The sequence below is a fragment of the Micromonospora sp. NPDC023888 genome (assembly GCF_040639415.1).
Taxonomy (GTDB): Bacteria; Actinomycetota; Actinomycetes; order Mycobacteriales; family Micromonosporaceae; genus Micromonospora.
On the sequence record NZ_JBEZZW010000001.1, the window covers coordinates 172,244 to 190,500 of the forward strand.

At 71.0% G+C, this 18,257-nt stretch carries 18 protein-coding genes; 11 read left to right on the top strand and 7 right to left on the bottom strand.

Annotated elements, in window-relative coordinates; all coding sequences use genetic code 11:
* Positions 1 to 5: 5 nt before the first annotated feature.
* The gene (leuE, locus tag AB0F61_RS00765) at positions 6 to 677 is read right to left on the bottom strand and encodes a leucine efflux protein LeuE (protein ID WP_357802088.1); all 672 of its coding nucleotides are present in this window, start codon (positions 675 to 677) and stop codon (positions 6 to 8) included.
* Complete coding sequence (locus AB0F61_RS00770; RefSeq protein ID WP_357801760.1) at positions 677 to 1,918, bottom strand: bifunctional pyridoxamine 5'-phosphate oxidase family protein/GNAT family N-acetyltransferase; 1,242 nt, start codon at positions 1,916 to 1,918, stop codon at positions 677 to 679. The genes leuE and AB0F61_RS00770 overlap by 1 nt, the downstream gene beginning before the upstream one ends.
* Before the next feature lie 36 nt (positions 1,919 to 1,954).
* Between AB0F61_RS00770 and AB0F61_RS00775 the strand changes: the two genes are divergently transcribed.
* From AB0F61_RS00775 to rny, 8 genes are all read left to right on the top strand, one after another.
* The gene (locus tag AB0F61_RS00775) at positions 1,955 to 3,295 is read left to right on the top strand and encodes an aminotransferase class I/II-fold pyridoxal phosphate-dependent enzyme (RefSeq protein WP_357801762.1); all 1,341 of its coding nucleotides are present in this window, start codon (positions 1,955 to 1,957) and stop codon (positions 3,293 to 3,295) included.
* Between the two features lie 301 nt (positions 3,296 to 3,596).
* Positions 3,597 to 4,301 (top strand): UdgX family uracil-DNA binding protein, encoded by a 705-nt coding sequence (locus tag AB0F61_RS00780; RefSeq protein WP_357801764.1) that lies wholly within the window; start codon positions 3,597 to 3,599, stop codon positions 4,299 to 4,301.
* 178 nt (positions 4,302 to 4,479) lie between these two features.
* Positions 4,480 to 6,084, top strand: a complete 1,605-nt coding sequence (locus AB0F61_RS00785) for an FAD-dependent oxidoreductase (RefSeq protein ID WP_357801766.1) — start codon at positions 4,480 to 4,482, stop codon at positions 6,082 to 6,084.
* Between the two features lie 231 nt (positions 6,085 to 6,315).
* Entirely contained in the window at positions 6,316 to 7,626 is a 1,311-nt protein-coding gene (locus AB0F61_RS00790; protein WP_357801768.1) for an MFS transporter, read from the top strand.
* A 5-nt stretch (positions 7,627 to 7,631) separates the two neighbouring features.
* Positions 7,632 to 7,832: a DUF3046 domain-containing protein gene (locus AB0F61_RS00795; RefSeq protein WP_030336777.1), complete on the top strand. Its 201-nt coding sequence runs from the start codon at positions 7,632 to 7,634 to the stop codon at positions 7,830 to 7,832.
* 184 nt (positions 7,833 to 8,016) lie between these two features.
* The gene (gene recA, locus AB0F61_RS00800) at positions 8,017 to 9,063 is read left to right on the top strand and encodes a recombinase RecA (protein WP_053656326.1); all 1,047 of its coding nucleotides are present in this window, start codon (positions 8,017 to 8,019) and stop codon (positions 9,061 to 9,063) included.
* Between the two features lie 14 nt (positions 9,064 to 9,077).
* Complete coding sequence (locus AB0F61_RS00805) at positions 9,078 to 9,776, top strand: regulatory protein RecX (RefSeq protein WP_357801770.1); 699 nt, start codon at positions 9,078 to 9,080, stop codon at positions 9,774 to 9,776.
* Positions 9,777 to 10,397: 621 nt separating this feature from the next.
* On the top strand, positions 10,398 to 12,164 hold the full coding sequence (rny, locus tag AB0F61_RS00810; protein WP_357801773.1) for a ribonuclease Y: 1,767 nt from the start codon (positions 10,398 to 10,400) through the stop codon (positions 12,162 to 12,164).
* A 129-nt stretch (positions 12,165 to 12,293) separates the two neighbouring features.
* Here the strand turns inward: rny and AB0F61_RS00815 are convergent, their stop codons facing one another.
* The 4 genes from AB0F61_RS00815 to AB0F61_RS00830 all read right to left on the bottom strand — a co-directional run bounded on the left by AB0F61_RS00815 (position 12,294) and on the right by AB0F61_RS00830 (position 15,616).
* Positions 12,294 to 13,178, bottom strand: coding sequence for an amino acid ABC transporter permease (locus AB0F61_RS00815; RefSeq protein ID WP_357801776.1), 885 nt, complete (start codon positions 13,176 to 13,178; stop codon positions 12,294 to 12,296).
* Positions 13,178 to 13,852, bottom strand: a complete 675-nt coding sequence (locus AB0F61_RS00820) for an amino acid ABC transporter permease (protein ID WP_357801778.1) — start codon at positions 13,850 to 13,852, stop codon at positions 13,178 to 13,180. Before AB0F61_RS00820 ends, AB0F61_RS00815 begins: the two co-directional genes overlap by 1 nt.
* An 84-nt stretch (positions 13,853 to 13,936) precedes the next feature.
* Complete coding sequence (locus tag AB0F61_RS00825) at positions 13,937 to 14,803, bottom strand: glutamate ABC transporter substrate-binding protein (RefSeq protein ID WP_357801780.1); 867 nt, start codon at positions 14,801 to 14,803, stop codon at positions 13,937 to 13,939.
* A 57-nt stretch (positions 14,804 to 14,860) separates the two neighbouring features.
* On the bottom strand, positions 14,861 to 15,616 hold the full coding sequence (locus AB0F61_RS00830) for an amino acid ABC transporter ATP-binding protein (RefSeq protein ID WP_357801783.1): 756 nt from the start codon (positions 15,614 to 15,616) through the stop codon (positions 14,861 to 14,863).
* 195 nt (positions 15,617 to 15,811) lie between these two features.
* Between AB0F61_RS00830 and selD the strand changes: the two genes are divergently transcribed.
* Together selD and AB0F61_RS00840 are read left to right on the top strand one after the other, a co-directional pair.
* Positions 15,812 to 16,801 (top strand): selenide, water dikinase SelD, encoded by a 990-nt coding sequence (selD, locus tag AB0F61_RS00835; protein ID WP_357801786.1) that lies wholly within the window; start codon positions 15,812 to 15,814, stop codon positions 16,799 to 16,801.
* A 249-nt stretch (positions 16,802 to 17,050) separates the two neighbouring features.
* Positions 17,051 to 17,530, top strand: coding sequence for a hypothetical protein (locus AB0F61_RS00840; protein ID WP_357801789.1), 480 nt, complete (start codon positions 17,051 to 17,053; stop codon positions 17,528 to 17,530).
* Positions 17,531 to 17,621: 91 nt separating this feature from the next.
* Here the strand turns inward: AB0F61_RS00840 and AB0F61_RS00845 are convergent, their stop codons facing one another.
* Positions 17,622 to 17,870 carry a DUF2277 family protein gene (locus tag AB0F61_RS00845; RefSeq protein WP_357247470.1) on the bottom strand — a complete coding sequence of 83 codons (249 nt, stop codon included), beginning with the start codon at positions 17,868 to 17,870 and terminating at the stop codon, positions 17,622 to 17,624.
* A 162-nt stretch (positions 17,871 to 18,032) separates the two neighbouring features.
* On the opposite strand from AB0F61_RS00845, the gene fxsA reads away from it, so the two are divergent.
* Positions 18,033 to 18,221 carry an FxSxx-COOH cyclophane-containing RiPP peptide gene (fxsA, locus tag AB0F61_RS00850; RefSeq protein WP_357801792.1) on the top strand — a complete coding sequence of 63 codons (189 nt, stop codon included), beginning with the start codon at positions 18,033 to 18,035 and terminating at the stop codon, positions 18,219 to 18,221.
* The last annotated feature ends 36 nt before the right edge of the window (positions 18,222 to 18,257 follow it).

An 18,257-nucleotide genomic window follows, 5' to 3' on the forward strand; every position in this document is an offset into this window, starting at 1 on the left:
CCAGGTCAGCCGGCGCTCGCGGTGGCGAGCTTGAGGCTGAAGGCCAGGAAGAGCGCGGCCACGGCGGTGGTGCCACCGGCGGCGAGCCGGCGGCGCTGGCGGAACTGGGCGGCCAGGAAGGTGCCCGCGAAGATCAACGCCGTGAGGTAGAGCGCGCTTGTCACCTGGGCGATCAGCCCGAGCAGCAGGAACGACAACGCTGGCCAGGCGTACCCGGGGTCGACGAACTGGATGAAGAACGAGATGAAGAACAGGATCGCCTTCGGGTTCAGCAGGCTGATCACCATCGCCTTGCGGAACGGGCTGCGCATCGCCTCCGGCTCCGCGGCGTCGATGAGCCGCGGCGTGCTCGGGTCGTTGCGGTCGCGCCAGCGCCGCGCGGCGCCGAGCAGCATGGTCACCCCGACATAACCGAGGTACGCGGCACCCGCGTACTTGATCACCATGAACAACGGTGGGTACGCCTTGAGCAGCGACGCCACCCCGGCGGCGGAGAGGAACATCAGCACCCCGTCGCCGACGAACACGCCAGCGGCGGCCCGGTAGCCCACCGCGACGCCCCGCTTGGCCGCGGTGGAGAGCACAAAGAGCGAGTTCGGCCCGGGCAGCAGGATGATGGCCACGGTGCCCAGCACGTACGTCCAGATGTCGTTGATCCCCAGCACGCCCGCCATCATCACGCCACCGGCGCCGTCCGCAGAAGTCTTTCACGCAGCCTGGCCTGTGCGTTCGGCCACTCGTCGACTGTCATCGCGTACTGCACGGTGTCCCGCCAGGAGCCGTCCGGGCGTTGCCGGTGCATCCGGAGCACCCCTTCCCGGGTCGCGCCGAGCCGTTCGATGGCCGCCTGGGAGCGAAGGTTGCGGATGTCGGTGTGCCAGGCCACCCGTACCGCGCCCAGGTCGTCGAAGGCCCGGCCGAGCAGCAGCAGCTTGGCCTCGGTGTTGATCCCGGTACGCCACCAGGGCCGCCCGAGGAAGGTGTGCCCGATCGCCACCGACCGGCGCTCCGGGTCGATCTCGTAGTAGGACGTGCTGCCGACCACGGCCCCGGTGGCCGCGCACCGCTGCACCCAGGCCACCCGCTCCCCCTGGTGCTGTGCGGCCAGGGCGGTGCCGATCACCTCGGCGGTCCCGGCGGGTGCGGTGGGCAGCGAGACGTTCAGGTGCCGCCACACCTCCGCGTCCGCGGTGGCGGCGTGCAACTCGTCGGCGTGCGCCAACTCCAACGGCTCCAGCCGGACGTGCTCGCCGCGCAGTGACACCGGCTCGTGCCAGGGCGTGCGGGCCGTCCGCAGGAACGCCGGCAGTGGTGCGGTGACCTCGGCGTCCGGCTCGGGTTGCCCGGCGGTCAGCCGCAGCGGCAGCACGCCGGCCCAGTGCGGCAGGTGCAGGTCGGTCTCGTCCTCGCGGACCCCACCGGTGCGGTTGCGGACGGACACCTCGTGCAGGGGCAGCGCCAGCACCGCGGTCTCGGCCAGCTCGCGCCGGCTGGGGGGACGGGTGTCCGTGCTGCGTCCCGAGCCGACCTTCTCGACGAGCGCGGTGAGCATGGCGCTCTTCTCCCGCTCGTCGGTGACCAGTCGGGCGGTGCCGAGCGCGACCACCGAGCGGTAGTTGGCGCTGTGGTGGAACTGGGAGCGGGCGTAGACCAGGCCGTCCAGCAGGGTCACCGCGACGCAGACCTCCAGCCCGTCGCCGCGGGCCGCGAGCAGCGGGCGGCTGCCGGTGGAGCCGTGCAGGTAGAGCGTGTCGCCGATGCGGACGTGCAGGGTGGGCAGCACCCGTGGCTGGCCGTCGACGGTGAAGCCGAGCGCACAGTGGTACGCCTCGTCGAGCACCGCGTGGGCGGCGGCCCGGTCGTAGCTCATCTTGTCGCGGGAGCGGTGGGGTGTGGTCCGGGCGGTGGGTGGATACATGCGCTCGCCCCTTTGTTCTAGTACAATCTCTTATTTGTGTCAGCACACTATCAGCTCAGTGGTACGACGGCCGCCGAGATTTCGGCGAGCATCGAGTCGGGCATCCGTACCGGCGACCTACCGCCGGGGGCCGCACTGCCGCCCGTGCGGGCGCTCGCCGCCGAGTTGGGCGTCAGCCCCGCCACCGTCGCCCGCGCCTACCAGGGCCTGCGCCAGGGCGGCCTGCTCGCCACCGCCGGGCGGCACGGCACCCGCGTGCGTCCACGCCCTCCGGTGGCCGCCCGCCGCTCCGCGCTGCGCCCCCCGCCGTTGCCCGGCGCCCGCGACCTGTCCCGGGGCGAACCCGACCTCCGGCTGCTTCCCCCGCTCGGCCCGCACCTGGCGGCCCTCGCCGCCGACAACGGCCCGTCGGTCGGCTACTCCGACGCCGGAGTGCTGCCGGAGCTTGCCGAGGCGGCCCGCGCCCGACTGAGCGCCGACGGCGTACCGGCCGGGGAACTCACCCTCACCGGCGGCGCACTCGACGGCATCGAACGGCTGCTCGGCGCACACCTGCGCCCCGGTGACGCGGTGGCGGTGGAGGACCCGGGCTGGGCCAACCTGCTCGACCTGGTCGCCGCGCTGGGGTTGCGCCCGATCGGCGTACCGCTTGACGACGAGGGGCCACGGGTGGCCGGGGTGGCCGCCGCGCTGGCCGCCGGAGCACGCGCGCTGGTGGTCACCAGCCGGGCGCAGAACCCGACCGGCGCGGCCGTCTCCGCCGCCCGCGCCGCAGCACTACGGGCGCTGCTCGCCGGTCGGCGGGACCTGCTGCTGATCGAGGACGACCACGCCGCCGAACTGGCCCGCGTACCCCTGCACCCGCTGGCCGGGGCCACCCCGAGCTGGGCCTTCGTCCGTTCCGTGAGCAAGCCCTTCGGCCCGGACCTGCGGCTCGCGGTGCTGGTCGGCGACGAGACCACTGTGGCCCGGGTGGCCGGCCGGACCCGGGTCGGCGCCGGCTGGGTCTCCACCGTGTTGCAGCGGCTGGTCCTCGCCCTCTGGCAGGACCCGGCGGTCGACGAGCAGGTGCGGCGGGCGGCAGAGAGCTACGAGCAGCGGCGCGAAGGGCTGCTCGCCGCACTGGCCGGGCACGGCCTGACCGCGCACGGCCGCAGCGGCATCAACGTCTGGCTGCCCGTGTCCGACGAGACAAGCGTGGTCACCGCCCTGCGCGACGCCGGCTGGGCGGTGGCCCCCGGCGCCCTCTACCGGATCGCCGCGCCACCCGCTGTGCGCATCTGCGTCAGCCCCCTGACCACCGGGGATCTGGCCCCACTGGCGGACGCCCTGGCCCGGGCCGAGAATCCCATCCCGTCCCGAGGCTTCCCGACCTGACACCCAGCCGCCGCAGTCTGGTGTCGCGGATACCTCCGTTGGTGATTCGGGACGGATTGGATGGGTATGCGGGGCGCCGGAGGTGGGGATCATGGCTTCAGGTGGGGCCCGTAAGGGAGTCTGGATCGCGATCGCAGTGGCGATCATCATCATTATCATCGTGCTGATCGCGATCGCTTCGGGCGGCGACGGCGGCGGTAACGGGTACTGACGCCTGTCGGTCGGCGTCGCGTCACGTGGCGTGGCACCGCGCCGCGGACGTACCCGGCGTCGGGCACCCGACGGGTATATAACAGTCGGCATGGCCGAGCAGACCGGGAGCGCTTTGGGCGCCCAGCGGTTCATCCCGCCCGACGCCGACACCATCGACGACCTGCGCACCGCGGCCGGTGGCTGCCGGGGCTGCGAGCTGTACCGCGACGCCTCGCAGACGGTCTTCGGCCGGGGTGACGAGAACGCCCGGGTGGTGCTGGTCGGTGAGCAGCCCGGTGACATGGAAGACCAGAAAGGGCTGCCGTTCGTCGGCCCCGCCGGACGGTTGCTGCGACGTGCCGTCGACGACGCCGGGCTGGAGCCGGGCCAGCTCTACCTCACGAATGCCGTGAAGCACTTCCGGTTCGAGTTGCGGGGCAAGCGGCGGATCCACCAGACACCGGACCAGGTGCACATCACCGCCTGCCGGCCGTGGCTGGTCGCCGAGTTCGCCCGACTGCGACCGGAGGTCGTGGTGGTGCTCGGCGCCACCGCCGCCAAGGCGCTGCTCGGCCCGTCCTTCCGGGTCACCCGGCAGCGGGGCGAGTTGCTGCCCTGGCCCGAGTCGGCACAGCACCCGGAGGACTTCCGGCGGGTGCCGGTGGACAACGCCGGAAAGCGCGCCGACGCGCCGACGGCGCGGCTGCTGGCCACCATCCACCCGTCCGCGGTGCTGCGCGCCGACGACCAGGACAAGGCGTACGAAGGGCTGGTCGCCGACCTCACCGTCGTCACCCGCGCCCTGCCCGGGTAGGTGACCCACAGCCTCGCCCGCCCGTCGTGCTCTCGCCCGCAGCGCCCGGGAGATCTCTGTCAAAAACTGCCACCACGGCCGGGTGGCCGAGGCGATACCCGCCAGAAACCACAATGCACGAGCCGCGTAACAGGCCCTCTGCAGACTCAGGCGAGTCGATCTTGTAGGGGAGGCCGTTATGAGTGATCAGACACAGTCGATGGTCAGCCGGCGTGGGTTCCTGCGGGCGGTCGGAGTCAGCGGCGGGGCCGGCGCGATGCTCGCCACGATGGGTGCCATGGGACTCGCTCCCAGCGCGGAGGGATCCGTGGTCCCCGCATTCCGGGCGCCGGAGCGATCCGATTTCACCCTGACCGGGCGGTCGGGCGCCAGCGTGGTCGTTCTCGGCGGCGGCGTCGCGGGGCTCACCACCGCGTACGAGTTGGGCAAGGCGGGCTACGACTGCACGATCCTGGAGGCGCGACACCGCGTCGGTGGGCGGAATCTGACCATCCGGGGTGGCGACGTCGAGACCGATCTCGACGGGCGCACCCAGCGGGCCGGCTTCTCCGACGGGGTCTACTTCAACGCCGGGCCGGGTCGGATCGCGCAGTGGATGCTCACCATGGACTACTGCCGGGAACTCGGCGTACCGATCGAGGTCTTCACCAACCAGAACGCCGACGCCTGGATCTACAACGAGTCCGCCGGGATGACCGGGCCGATCCGGTACCGCACCGCCAAGGCGGACGTCTACGGCTACGTCTCGGAACTGCTCGCGAAGGCCACCGACCAGGGTGCGCTGGACGGCCGGCTGACCACCGACGACCGCGACCGGCTGCTGTCGTTCCTCCAGGGCTTCGGCGCGATCGGCGGGCGGGCCAGCGACTGGGCGTACACCGGGACCAACCGGCGCGGGTTCTCCGGGTATCCGGGCGCGGGCAACGACGTGGGCACCCTGCTCGGCGCGCCGCCGCCGCTCTCCGACGTCTTCGCCAGCAACGTGGGCCGGTACTTCTCGTTCGAGCTCGGCTACGACCAGGCCATGCTGATGTTCCAGCCGGTCGGCGGGATGGACCAGATCCCGCGCGCCCTGGCCAAGGCCGTCGGCGCGAAACGGGTCCGGCTCAACGCCGAGGTGACCGGGGTGACCGACCGGGGCAGCCGGGTCGAGGTGACCTACCGGCAGGGCGGCCGGCAGTCGCAGATCACCGCCGACTACTGCGTGGCGGCGCTGCCGCCGCACCTGATGGCCCGGGTGCCGCACAATCTCGGCACCGAGGTGACCGCCGCTCTGGCCGACTTCCCGGTCACCGCCGCCGGCAAGATCGGCCTGGAGTACCGCAGCCGCTGGTGGGAGACCGACCAGCGGATCTACGGCGGCATCACCGAGACCGACCTGGACCTGTCGCACATCTGGTACCCGTCGTACGGCTTCAACGGCAAGCGCGGCCTGGTCGTCGGCTACTACAACACCGGGGCGAACGCCAGGACGTACAGCGGGCTCGCGCCGGAGCAGCGCAGGGAGCGCGCCATCAGCCAGGGTGTGAAGATCCACGGTGACAAGTACCGCACCGAGCTGGTCACCTCGTACTCCCACGCCTGGGACCGGACCCGCTACATCGAGGGCGCCTGGACCTCGCCCCGGTACGGCACACCCGGATACAACCTGCTGCTCCAGCCGGCGGGGCGGGTCTACTTCGCGGGGGACTGGCTGAGCCACGAGGTGGCCTGGCAGCACGGCGCGTTCGTGGCGGCCCGTTCGGCGGTCTCCGCGCTGCACCAGCGGGTGATGGCCGGCTGACCGACCCGGCCGTGAGGGGATGGAAGCGGTCCCCTCAACGTCCGGGAACGTGCTGCCTCCGGGCGCGCCGAGGCAGCAGCTTCACCGACGTTGCGCGGATCTTGCCGCCGCCGGGGCGGGTGGCGCGGGGGCGGCGCGGGCCGCGCCGGTGACGACCCGCTCCGGCAAAACCCACTGCCGCTGGTCCGGGTGGGTGCGCGAGGATGGGTCACCCCCACCTGAGGAGCGCCGATGGCCACCGACCTGACCGCGCCGCGTACCGTCGCCCGCCCCGACGTCACGTCGATCCAGCGCCGTACCCTGCGGTTGCTCTTCACCACCCAGATCATCGGTGGCATCGGCGTGACCATCGGCATCGCCGTGGGCGCGCTGCTCGCGGCGCGGATCGCCGGCACCGCGATGGCCGGTGTGGCGCAGAGCGCCGGGGTGGTGGGTGCGGCGCTGCTCGCCGTCCCGGTCACCCGGATCATGGCGCGGCACGGGCGGCGACCGGGCCTGGTGGTGGCGTACGCGGTCGGCGCCGTCGGCGGCGTCCTCGTGGTGCTGGCCGCGGCCACCCGCTGGGTGCCGCTGCTCTTCCTCGGGATGTTGCTCTTCGGTGGGGGCACCGCCGCGAACCTCCAGGCCCGCTACACGGCTGTGGATCTCGCCGAGCCGGCCCGCCGAGGGCGGCAGCTCTCCCTGATCGTCTGGGCCACCACCATCGGCGCGGTGGCCGCACCGAACTTCGCCGCGCTGGCCGACCGGATCACCACCGGCTGGGGGCTGCCCCCACTGGCGGGGCCGTTCGCGTTCAGTGCTGTCGCGTTCGCGCTGGCTGCCGCCGTACTCCTCGGGTTGCTCCGGCCCGACCCGCTGCTCACCGCGCGGCGGCTCGCGGCGGCCGCCGGGACCCCGGCCGCCGCGCCGGTCGGGGTGCGCGCGCCGCGCGGCGCCGGGATGCGGGCGGCCTGGTCGGTGGTACGCGGCCGGCCGGCCGCCCGGCTCGGCATCGCCGCGGTGGCGGTCGGTCACCTGGTGATGGTGGCGGTGATGGCGATGACGCCGGTCCGGCTCGGCGAGTCGCACGCCGACGCCGACGTGCTGCGGCTGGTCGGCATCGTGTTGAGCCTGCACATCGCCGGCATGTACGCGTTCTCCCCGCTTGTCGGCTGGCTCACCGACCGGCTCGGCCGGCGGGCGGTGATCCTCGGTGGGGTCGGGTTGTTGCTGGCCGCCTGCGCGGTCGCCGGCACCGCCGGGCACCACACCCCCCGGCTGTCGGTGGGTCTGGCCCTGCTCGGGTTGGGCTGGTCGGGCACGATGGTGGCCGGCTCGACGCTGCTGTCCGAGTCGGTGCCGGCCGGTGTGCGGCCGAGCGTGCAGGGGCTGTCCGACCTGATCATGGGTCTGGCCGGGGCGGGGGCCGCGGTGTCCAGCGGGTTTGTCATGCAGTCCGCCGGATATCCCGTGCTCACCCTGCTCGCGGCGGTCGCGGTGGTGCCCCTGGTGGCGCTAGCGTTGCGGCCGGTGCCGACCGGGGCACCGGACGAGGAGGGCTGATCACTGTGCGGCTGACCGACTTCTGGACGCGCCTTGACGAGGCGTTCGGGCCCGGCTACGCGGCCAGCATCGCCCGCGATCAGGTGCTGTCACAGCTCGGCGGACGGACCATCGAGCAGGCACTGGCGGCGGGGGAGCAGACGCACGTGGTGTGGCGGGCGGTTTGTGCCGCGTACCCCGACCGCGTGCCCGCTCGACTACGCTGAGCAGCCTTTTCGTCGCTTCCGCGTGTCGCTTGTCGAGTCGTACACCTGTTCGGCTATTGTCCACAGCGGGGTGCTCGTCCACAGCTCGCGGCCCGTCGGCTGGTTTTCTGTCGGACCTAGCGCCTAGCGTGTCCGCGTGACGCGAAGCTCAGCAAAGACGCCGGCGAAGGCAGGGGTGGCAACCATGGCAGCAGGGCCTGACCGGGAGAAGGCACTCGACCTTGCTCTCGCTCAGATTGACAAGCAATTCGGCAAGGGCTCGGTGATGCGGCTGGGTGACCGGCCGGTCGTCCAGACCGCAATCATTCCGACCGGCTCCATCGCGCTCGACGTGGCGCTGGGCATCGGCGGCCTGCCGCGTGGCCGGGTGGTCGAGATCTACGGTCCCGAGTCCAGCGGTAAGACCACTGTGGCACTGCACTCGGTGGCCAGCGCGCAGCGGCTCGGCGGCATCGCCGCCTTCATCGACGCGGAGCACGCGCTCGACCCGGAGTACGCGAAGGCCCTCGGGGTCGACACCGACGCGATGCTCGTCTCCCAGCCGGACACCGGTGAGCAGGCGCTGGAGATCGCGGACATGCTGATCCGCTCCGGCGCGATCGACATCATCGTGATCGACTCGGTGGCGGCCCTCGTGCCGCGCGCCGAGATCGAGGGCGAGATGGGCGACAGCCACGTGGGCCTCCAGGCCCGGCTGATGAGCCAGGCACTACGAAAGATCACCGGTGTGCTCAGCAACACCGGCACCACGGCTATCTTCATCAACCAGCTGCGGGAAAAGATCGGCGTCATGTTCGGCAGCCCGGAGACCACCACCGGTGGTCGGGCGCTGAAGTTCTACGCCTCGGTCCGGCTCGACGTGCGACGCATCGAGAGCCTCAAGGACGGCACCGACGTGGTCGGTAACCGCACCCGGGTCAAGGTCGTGAAGAACAAGGTCGCCGCGCCGTTCAAGCAGGCCGAGTTCGACATCATGTACGGCAAGGGCATCTCGCGTGAGGGCTCGCTCATCGACGTCGGCGTGGAGCAGGCGATCATCCGCAAGTCCGGAGCGTGGTACACGTACGACGGCGACCAGCTCGGCCAGGGCAAGGAGAAGGCCCGGGAGTTCCTGAAGGAAAACCCGGACGTGGCCGCCGAGATCGAGAAGAAGATCCTGGAGAAGCTCGGCGTCGGTGTCGGCGCGGGTGACGCCGCCGGTGGCCCCGAGCTGCCGCCTGTCGACTTCTGACCGGTCGCTGACCCATGGCAGGACGACGCGCCCGTACGGGGCGGGGCTGGGATGCCAGCCCACCCCGTACGGGCGACGCCACCGATCCACCGCGCCCCCGCCAGGGTCGCCGTGGACGCTCCGCCGAGACCGACGCGGTCGAGTCTCCCGGCCCTCCTCGTGACGAGTCGGAGGTGGCCCGCGAGATCTGCCTGCGGCAGCTCGCGATCCGGCCCCGCACCCGGGCCGAGCTGGCCGGTGCGCTGGCCAAGCGGGGCATCTCCGAGCAGGTCTCGGCCGAGGTGCTCGACCGGTACGACGAGGTCGGCATCATCGACGACGCCGCGTTCGCCCGCGCCTGGGTGTCGAGCCGGCATTCGGGGCGGGGGCTGGCCCGCCGGGCGCTCGCCAACGAGCTGCGCCGCAAGGGCGTGGACGGCGAGGTGGCCACCGAGGCGCTCGGTGAGCTGGACGAGGAGACCGAGGCGGACACCGCCCGCGCCCTGGTGGAGCGCAGGCTGCGTACCGCCCGAGGCGAGCCGGACGCGGTGTTCCGCCGGTTGGTGGGCATGCTGGCCCGCAAGGGTTACCCGCCCGGTGTGGCGATCCGGGCGGTGAAGGACGCGTTGGCCGCGCAGAGCGCCGAGGCGGCCGAGTTCGCCGAGCAGATCGACGCCGACGCGCTCGCCGACGCCGAGGGCGAGTTGGATCGCGACAACCGCTCGTCCGACTGACGACCCGCCGGGCTGCGCTGTTCGACGTCGGCGTGGATGCCGGGCGATCTGGGTGCGGTCCGGCGGGCATGTTCGCGGGCGGGCGCGGGGGTCATGGTTGTCACAAAGCTGGTTCTGCGCGTGGTGTGGCCGTCGCTGAACAGGTACGACATCCGGATCCGTAGCGGCGTAACGCCAGGTTTGTCACCGCGTGTCCGCAACAGCATCAGCTTTGCGTGACGGTGCAACTTCTCTCCGTCCGGGGGGTTTGATCATGAGTCCTTGACCAGAGCACCCCCGGCGACCTAGCCTCGCCATACAGGCTCACATTGCCCGACCAGCGCAGGCTAAGCGCACAACATAGATCGCGTAACAAGACAGCATCACTTTGGCCGACTCCGCGGCCTTTGGCGGCAGATCTGGACAGGCCGGTCCGGAACTCCGCGACAACTGCACCCGGTCGCCGACGATGCCCGAGGGCACCGCCGGCGGAGAGAGCTACCCACGGCCAGCCGCTCCGGTCGGGCGTCCACAGCCGCAGGAGTGTGCCCCCGGCACGGTCGCTGCGGTCTCGACGTTAGGGGAGGCGGCCATGGCGGGGCGGCGGCACAGGTTCATCGGTAGACCCGACGGGGTCCCGGCATGAACGCCTTCGACGTCGTGCTCCTCGCGGCCGTCCTCGTCCTCGCCGTGGTGGTGATCGGGGCCGTGCTCGTCGGCATCCGGACACTGCGGCGGATGGGTGCCGCGCCGGCCCCGGAGGATCCCGCCTTCATCGCCGAGAAGGACCGCCAGGAGCAGTCCCTCGCCGCCCTGCGGAGCGCAGCCGACGAGGCGAACAGCACGATCGACGTGGCGAAGTCCGCGGCTGCGGCGGCCCGAGCCGAGGCGGCGGCGGCGAAGGCCGAGGCGAAGGCCGCCCGCGCCGAGGCGCGCCGGGTGCTCGACGACGCCCGCGCCGAGGCGGACACCGTCCTGGAGCGCGCCCACAAGCAGGCCGAGGCGGACGCCGAGCAGTTGCGGACGGCGGCTCGGCGCAGCGGTGAGCGGGAGGTCGCGGTGCTCGCCGCCACCACCCGGGAGCAGGCAGCGGAGGTGGAGCGTCGGGCGGCCCGGATGGACGAGCGGGAGCGGATGCACACCGAGGAGGTGGAGCGGTTCGCCGAGCGGGAGCGGCAGCTCACCGAGGCGCGCGCCGCCCTCGCGACCCGGGAGTCCGCGCTGGCCCGACGGGAGGCCGAGCTCACCGAGTCCGAGGAGCTGCGCCGCCGTGAGCTGGAGCGGGTCGCCGGGCTCAGCGCCGACGCGGCGAGACTGGAGCTGGTCGAGGCGATCGAGACCCAGGCCAAGCGGGAGGCGGCGCTGCTGGTGCGCGACATCGAGTCCGATGCGCGCAACACCGCCGAGCAGCGGGCCCGCCACATCGTGGTGGACGCGATCCAGCGGGTCGCCAGCGAACAGACCGCGGAGAGCGTGGTCAGCGTCCTGCACCTGCCCGGTGACGAGATGAAGGGGCGGATCATCGGCCGGGAGGGGCGCAACATCCGCGCCTTCGAGTCGGTGACCGGCGTCAACCTGATCATCGACGACACCCCCGAGGCGGTGCTGCTCTCCTGCTTCGACCCGGTCCGCCGCGAGGTGGGTCGGTTGACCCTGGAGAAGCTGGTCCTGGACGGGCGGATCCACCCGCACCGGATCGAGGAGGTCTACGACCTGGCCCGGCAGGAGGTGGAGCAGCTCTGCATCCGGGCCGCCGAGGACGCCCTGGTCGAGGTCGGCATCACCGAGATCCACCCGGAGCTGGTGGCGCTGCTCGGCCGGCTGCGCTACCGCACCTCGTACGGGCAGAACGTGCTCAAGCACCTGGTCGAGACCGCGCACATCGCCGGCATCATGGCCGCCGAGCTGCGGCTGGACGTGCCGATCATCAAACGGTCGGCGTTCCTGCACGACATCGGCAAGGCGCTCACCCACGAGGTGGAGGGCAGCCACGCCATCATCGGCGCGGACCTGGCCCGCAAGTACGGCGAGCACGAGGACGTGGTGCACGCCATCGAGGCGCACCACAACGAGGTGCCGCCGCAGACCATCGAGGCCGTGCTCACCCAGGCGTCCGACGCCTGCTCGGGTGGTCGGCCGGGCGCGCGCCGGGAGAGCCTGGAGGCGTACGTCAAGCGGCTGGAGCGGATCGAGGAGATCGCGGCCGGCAAGCTCGGCGTGGACAAGGTCTTCGCCATGCAGGCTGGCCGGGAGATCCGGGTGATGGTCAAGCCGGACGACGTGGACGACATCGGGGCGGCCGTGCTGGCCCGCGACGTGGCCAAGCAGATCGAGGAGGAGCTGACCTACCCGGGTCAGATCCGGGTCACAGTGGTCCGCGAGTCCCGGGTCACCGAGATCGCCCGCTGACCGGCTTGATCGACACGAGATCAGCAATATCGGGGTATCCCGTCGTTAGGGATACCCCGATATCAAGGAAGCCGAGTCGATCACGAGCCGGGCGGCTCGGTCAGATGCCAGGCGCCGCCACGTTGTTGCTCAGCCCTGCGGTTCACTGACGGTGTAGCCGCCGACCGGAGTGGCGCCGGTGGCGATCCGCCGCTTCGCGCGGACGCCACGCTGACGGCTGCGCCGGTCCAGCCAGTTGGCCAGGGCGGTGAGCAGTGAGTTGATCACGATGTAGATCGCGGCCACCACGATCGCCGCAGCGACGATGTTGCCCTTGTTCGCGGCGAGGTCGTTGACCCCCCGTTGGAGCAGTTCCGGGTAGGCGACGATGTAGCCGAGCGCGGTGTCCTTGAGCAGCACCACCAACTGGCTGACGATGACCGGCAGCATGGCCCGGGCGGCCTGCGGGACGAGGATCAGCTGCATGACCTGGCTCTTGCGCATGCCGATGGCGTACGCGGCCTCGGACTGGCCGCCGGGCAGCGAGCGGATTCCGGCCCGGAACGCCTCCGCGAGGACCGAGCCGTTGTAGAGGGTCAGCCCGATCACGACAGCCCAGAAGGCGGTCACCGGCCCCTTGATCACGAACGGCACGCCGTAGAAGATGAAGAAGATCATGAGGAGCAGCGGGACAGCGCGGAAGAATTCGACCACGGCGCCGGACGGAATGCTGATCCAGCGACGCTCGGAGAGCCGGCCGACCGCGAAGATGATGCCGAACGCCAACGAGAGCACCATGCCGACCGCGGCCGCCCAGAGTGTGGCGAGCAGACCCGGCCCGATGAACTGGGTCCAGGTGGCAGCCTCGGTGAAGGGCTTCCAGAGTTGCCCGTCCCACTGGCCCGCCTCGTCGAACTTCGAATAGATCCACCAGAGCAGCCCGGCCAGGGCGACACCGAAGACGACGGTCAGTACCGCGTTGCGGATCCGCGCCCGAGGCCCCGGGTGGTCGTAGAGGACGGAGTCGGTGCTCATCAGCGCTTCACCGCCAGTCGGTTGGCCAGCCAGCCGAAGACGTAGCCGGTGGGGATCAGCAACGCGGCGAACGTGCCGGCGAAGACCAGGAAGATCATGATGACCGCGTCGCCGTTGTCATTGATCAGCTGCTTCATCACGTTTGAGGACTCCATCAACCCGATCGTGCCGACGATCGTGGCGTTCTTGCAGAGCGCGATCAGGATGCTGCCCAGCGGCGCGATCACGGAGCGCGTGGCCTGAGGCAGCACCACGATCCGTAGGGTCTGGGCGAAAGTGAGGCCGATCGCCCGGGCTGCCTCTGCCTGCCCGGCGGGCACCGTGTTGACCCCGGATCGCAGCGCCTCGCAGACGAACGCGGCTGTGTACACCGACAGGCCGACGACCCCGAGCCAGAAGTTGTTCAGGTCCAGGTCGTCGGAGAGGGTCAGGCCGAGCGTGGAGTACAGCCCGAAGAAGCAGAAGAAGATGACCAGGGTGAGTGGCGTGTTACGGAAGATGTTGACCCAGGCCGTTCCGAAGCCGCGCAGCACGGGGACCGGCGAGACCCGCATGGCGGCGAGCAGCACGCCGAGCGTCAGCGCGAACACCGCCGACGCACCGGTCAGCTTGAGGATCCAGATAAAGCCCGACAGGTAGGCGTCGAAGTTAGTCGGATCAGCGAATACGTGCATGCGTCGGCTCCCGAGGGCAGGTCGTCGGCGTCGTCACGGGCCGGGGGCCGGCACCCACGATCGGGTGCCGGCCCCCGGGACCGGTCAGACGCTGCCGCAGTTGGTCAGCTTGGTGGTGTCCAGCTCGGGCGCGGCCTTGCCGCTCTTGCCCAGACTGGTGTCCCAGGCGGCCTTGTAGGTGCCGTCCGAGGCGGCGGCCTTGAGGATCTCGTTGATCTTCTCGCAGCCGTCCTTGTCGTCCTTCTTCAGGCCGATGCCGTAGGGCTCACTGGAGAAGGGCTTGCCGACCACCTTGAACTTGCCGGCGAACTGCGACTGGGCGGCGTAACCGGCGAGGATGATGTCATCCGTGGTGACGGCGTCGACCTGGCCGTTCTCCAGCAGCGGCAGGCACTTCGAGTACGCGTCGAACTGCTGCAGCTTGGCCTTCGGGTAGTCCGACTGGATCCGCTTGGCAGGCGTGGATCCCGAGGCCGAGCAGACCTTCTTGCCCTCCAGGCCCTCGGGGCCGGTGATCGTCGAGTCGGCCTTGACGAGCAGGTCCTGGCCGGCGATGAAGTACGGGCCGGCGAAGTTGACCTTCTGCTTGCGCTCGTCGTTGATGGTGTACGTCGCCACCACCAGATCGACGGTGCCCTGCTGAATGAAGGGCTCCCGGTTGTTGGAGACCGTCGTCTTCCACTCGATGTTGTTCGCGTCGACGCCGAGGCCCTTGGCAATGATCTTGCCGATCTCGATGTCGAACCCCTCGTACTGGCTACCGGTCTGCAGACCCAGTCCCGGCTGGTCGGCCTTGACGCCGATCACGAGCTTCTTCTGGCTCTCCGCCTTGCCGACGATGCCCTTGGCGCCCGAGCTGCTGGTGCCGCTGCCCTCATCGCCGCCGCAGGCGGTCATGGTGATGGACAGAGCGGCGATCGCGGCGATCGCCGCCACGCGCTTCATACGCATACTCTTCTCCTTCTTTCACGGAGCCCACCGGTGGTCGGCGTGCTCCACTACGGACGCCTAGTGCGTGAGGATCTTGGAGAGGAAGTCCTTCGCCCGCTCGCTGCGCGGGTTGTCGAAGAACTCCGCCGGGGAGGCGTCCTCGACGAGCTTGCCGTCGGCCATGAAGATGACCCGGTTGGCCGCGTGCCGGGCGAAGCCCATCTCGTGGGTGACCACGACCATCGTCATGCCGTCGCGGGCCAGTGAGGTCATCACGTCCAGCACCTCGCCGACCATCTCCGGGTCGAGGGCGCTGGTGGGCTCGTCGAAGAGCATCGCCTTGGGCTGCATGGCCAGGGCGCGGGCGATGGCCGCCCGCTGCTGCTGGCCGCCGGAGAGCTGGGCCGGGAACTTGTCCGCCTGGTTGGCGATGCCGACCCGGTCGAGCAGGGCCAGGCCGCGCTCGCGGGCGGCGGCTGGCTTCTCCTTGCGGACCTTGATCGGGCCGAGGGTGACGTTCTCCAGGATGGTCTTGTGGGCGAAGAGGTTGAAGGACTGGAAGACCATCCCCACCTCGCTGCGCAGCTTGGCGAGGGGCTTGCCCTCGGCCGGCAGCGGCTGGCCGTCGAAGGTGATGGTGCCGGAGTTGATCGGCTCCAGTCGGTTGATGGCGCGACACAGCGTCGACTTGCCGGAGCCGGACGGGCCGATCACCACGACCACCTCACCCCGACCCACCGACAATGAGACGTCGTCCAGCACGTGCAGCGGCCCGAACCACTTGTTGACCGCGTCCAGCACGATGAGCGGTTCGCCCGTCGTCACGTCGTCCACCGTCCCCTGTCGTCTCCCGGATCGGGGTCGGTTGACCCCCGGTGCGGCCACTGTAGGCGGCCTGATGTGGCGGAATGCAACTCAGCGGGTCACGGAGCGGTAACACCGGTCACGATCGTCGACGAGCGTCCGATTCCGGTCACTGTGCGGATGACAACGGTGGCGATCGTGGCGGGTTGTCGAGATCATGGAGGGATGACCGAACCGGTACGCCTGACCCGTTACGCCCGTGGTGGCGGCTGCGCCTGCAAGATCCCGCCCGGTGAGCTGGAGATCATGGTGTCCGGTCTCGGCCCGGCTACCGGAACCGCGGAGCTGCTGGTCGGGTTGGACCACGGTGACGACGCGGCGGTGGTGCGCCTGGACGAGCGGACCGGCCTGGTCAGCACCGCCGACTTCTTCACCCCGGTGGTCGACGACGCGTACGACTGGGGTCGGATCGCCGCGGCCAACGCGCTCTCCGACGTGTACGCGATGGGCGGCACCCCGTTGGTCGCGCTCAACCTGCTCTGCTGGCCGCGCGACGTGCTGCCGATGGAGTTGGCCGGTGAGGTCCTGCGCGGCGGCCAGGACGTGGCCCGGGAGGCCGGCTGTCACCTGGCCGGCGGCCACAGCGTGGACGACGACGGCCCGAAGTACGGCCTCGCGGTCACCGGCACGGTCCGCCCGGAGGAGTTGATCACTCTCGACGCCGGGCGCGCCGGAGTGCCGTTGTCGTTGACGAAGCCGCTCGGGGTGGGTGTGCTCAACACCCGGCACAAGGCCACCGGCGAGACCTTTCCGGAGGCGGTGGCCTCGATGAGCGCGCTCAACTCCGATGCCGCCCGCGCGGCGGTCGCCGCCGGCATCCGCTGTGGCACCGACGTGACCGGGTTCGGGTTGCTCGGGCACGCCTCGAAGCTGGCCCGGGCCAGCCAGCTCACGGTCGCCATCGACGCGGCGAGCGTGCCGTACCTGGCGGGTGCCCGCGAAGCGCTACGGGACGGGTACGTCAGTGGCGGCAGCCGGCGCAACCTGGAGTGGGTGACGCCGTGGACGGATTTCGGCGCCGTGTCCGAGGACGAGCGGTTGTTGCTTGCCGACGCGCAGACCTCCGGCGGCCTGCTGGTGGCCGGCGAGGTTCCGGGCGCTCCCGTGGTGGGTGAGTTGCTGCCGCGTGGCGAGCACCTCGTCGTCCTGCGCTGACCGTTCCGCAGGCTGACGGCGGGACACGCGAGGGCCGCTCGCCGGACACGCGGTCGCGGTGGTGCGGTTGGCGCACCATAGCCGATAAACTGTCACCTTCCCGCTACTCCGAGCAATGTGGCTCAGGGAAATTTTGCCCGGAATGGTCACAGACCGGTAACTTGCCCCCGGCTGGGGTCAAATGCCCCCCACCATCGTGAGTAAGGCCCGATCCGGAGGCCGGTGGGACGAACGCAGCGAGGAGGCGGAATGACCGAGCTGTGGAACTGGAGAATCGACGGGGCTCGACCCGTGGAGGTCTACCCGGCGCTGGCCGAGGCGCTTGGTCGGGTGGTGATGCCGCTGGCGGTTGCCGACCCGGCTCGGCTGCCGGCGTACGCGGTGGTGTGCGACGTCTGGGAGGCGCCGGGCGAGTTCGCGACGGTCGTGGACTGTTACGGGGTGCCCGAGCGGCTCCCCGAGCACGCAAGCATCGCGGCGCTCGCTCGACTGCTGGGCCGCAATTGCCTGTTGCGCGACGACACGCTGGACGCGGGCCGGCACCTGCTCGTCGCCCCGGACGGCACGGTCCGTCCGGTGCACTTCGACGTGCGGGACACCGAGGACGGTGAGGTGCTCAGCAGGCACCGGCTCTGCACGGCGGGCGACCCGGGCTGCCGGGGCTGGTCGCAGTGCCACCGTTCGCGCTGGGCGCCGGACACTGTCGTCCCGGCGCTCGCCGCGGCCTGACCCGCAACCAGGGGCGGGCCTGACTCGCCGCGGCCTGACCCGCCATCGGGTGGGTCGGGTGCCGCGCCGGCGAGTCGGTCCGCGCCCGCGCTCAGGTGGTGGCGGCGGCCTGCCGGTCCGGGGTGCCCGATCCGGCGCCCCGCACCACCAGTTGATCGAGCAGGTCGCGTGTCGCCGCGGTCACGGCGGCCACCGCGGCGTCGAACGCGGCGGCATTGTGTGCGGCGGGCGCCCGGAAGCCAGAGATCTTCCGGACGTACTGCAACGCCGCCGCCTCGACGTCCGCGTCGGTCACTTGCGGGGTGAACGGCTCACGCAGCGTCTTGATGCTCCGGCACATGTGAGTTCCTCCTCTGCGGCACCCGGATCACCACCCGCGGTGCTGACGGTTGTACCGACGGTGACACTGGGTCGATATTTGTCTATCCTGGTCACGGACCAGAGCCTTTCGCGCAATTATCGCCGCTCGCGCTCTCAGCGCCCGGGCCCTCGGAGACTCATTGTGGACCATGCCCCCACCCGCTCGACCCGTCCCGACCTCGACAACCTCACCCGTAGCCTGCACATCCCCCTGGGGCGGATCGCCGCCGAGCACGCCGATCTGGTCGAGGCGGTCCGCCGGCGCGTCGTCGTGGACGAATCCGTGCCGTCCGGCAGCGTGCCTGTCGCCGCCTTCAACTCGTCCATCTGACTGATGGCCGGCCGGTGCGGTCCACCCGGTGCGGGC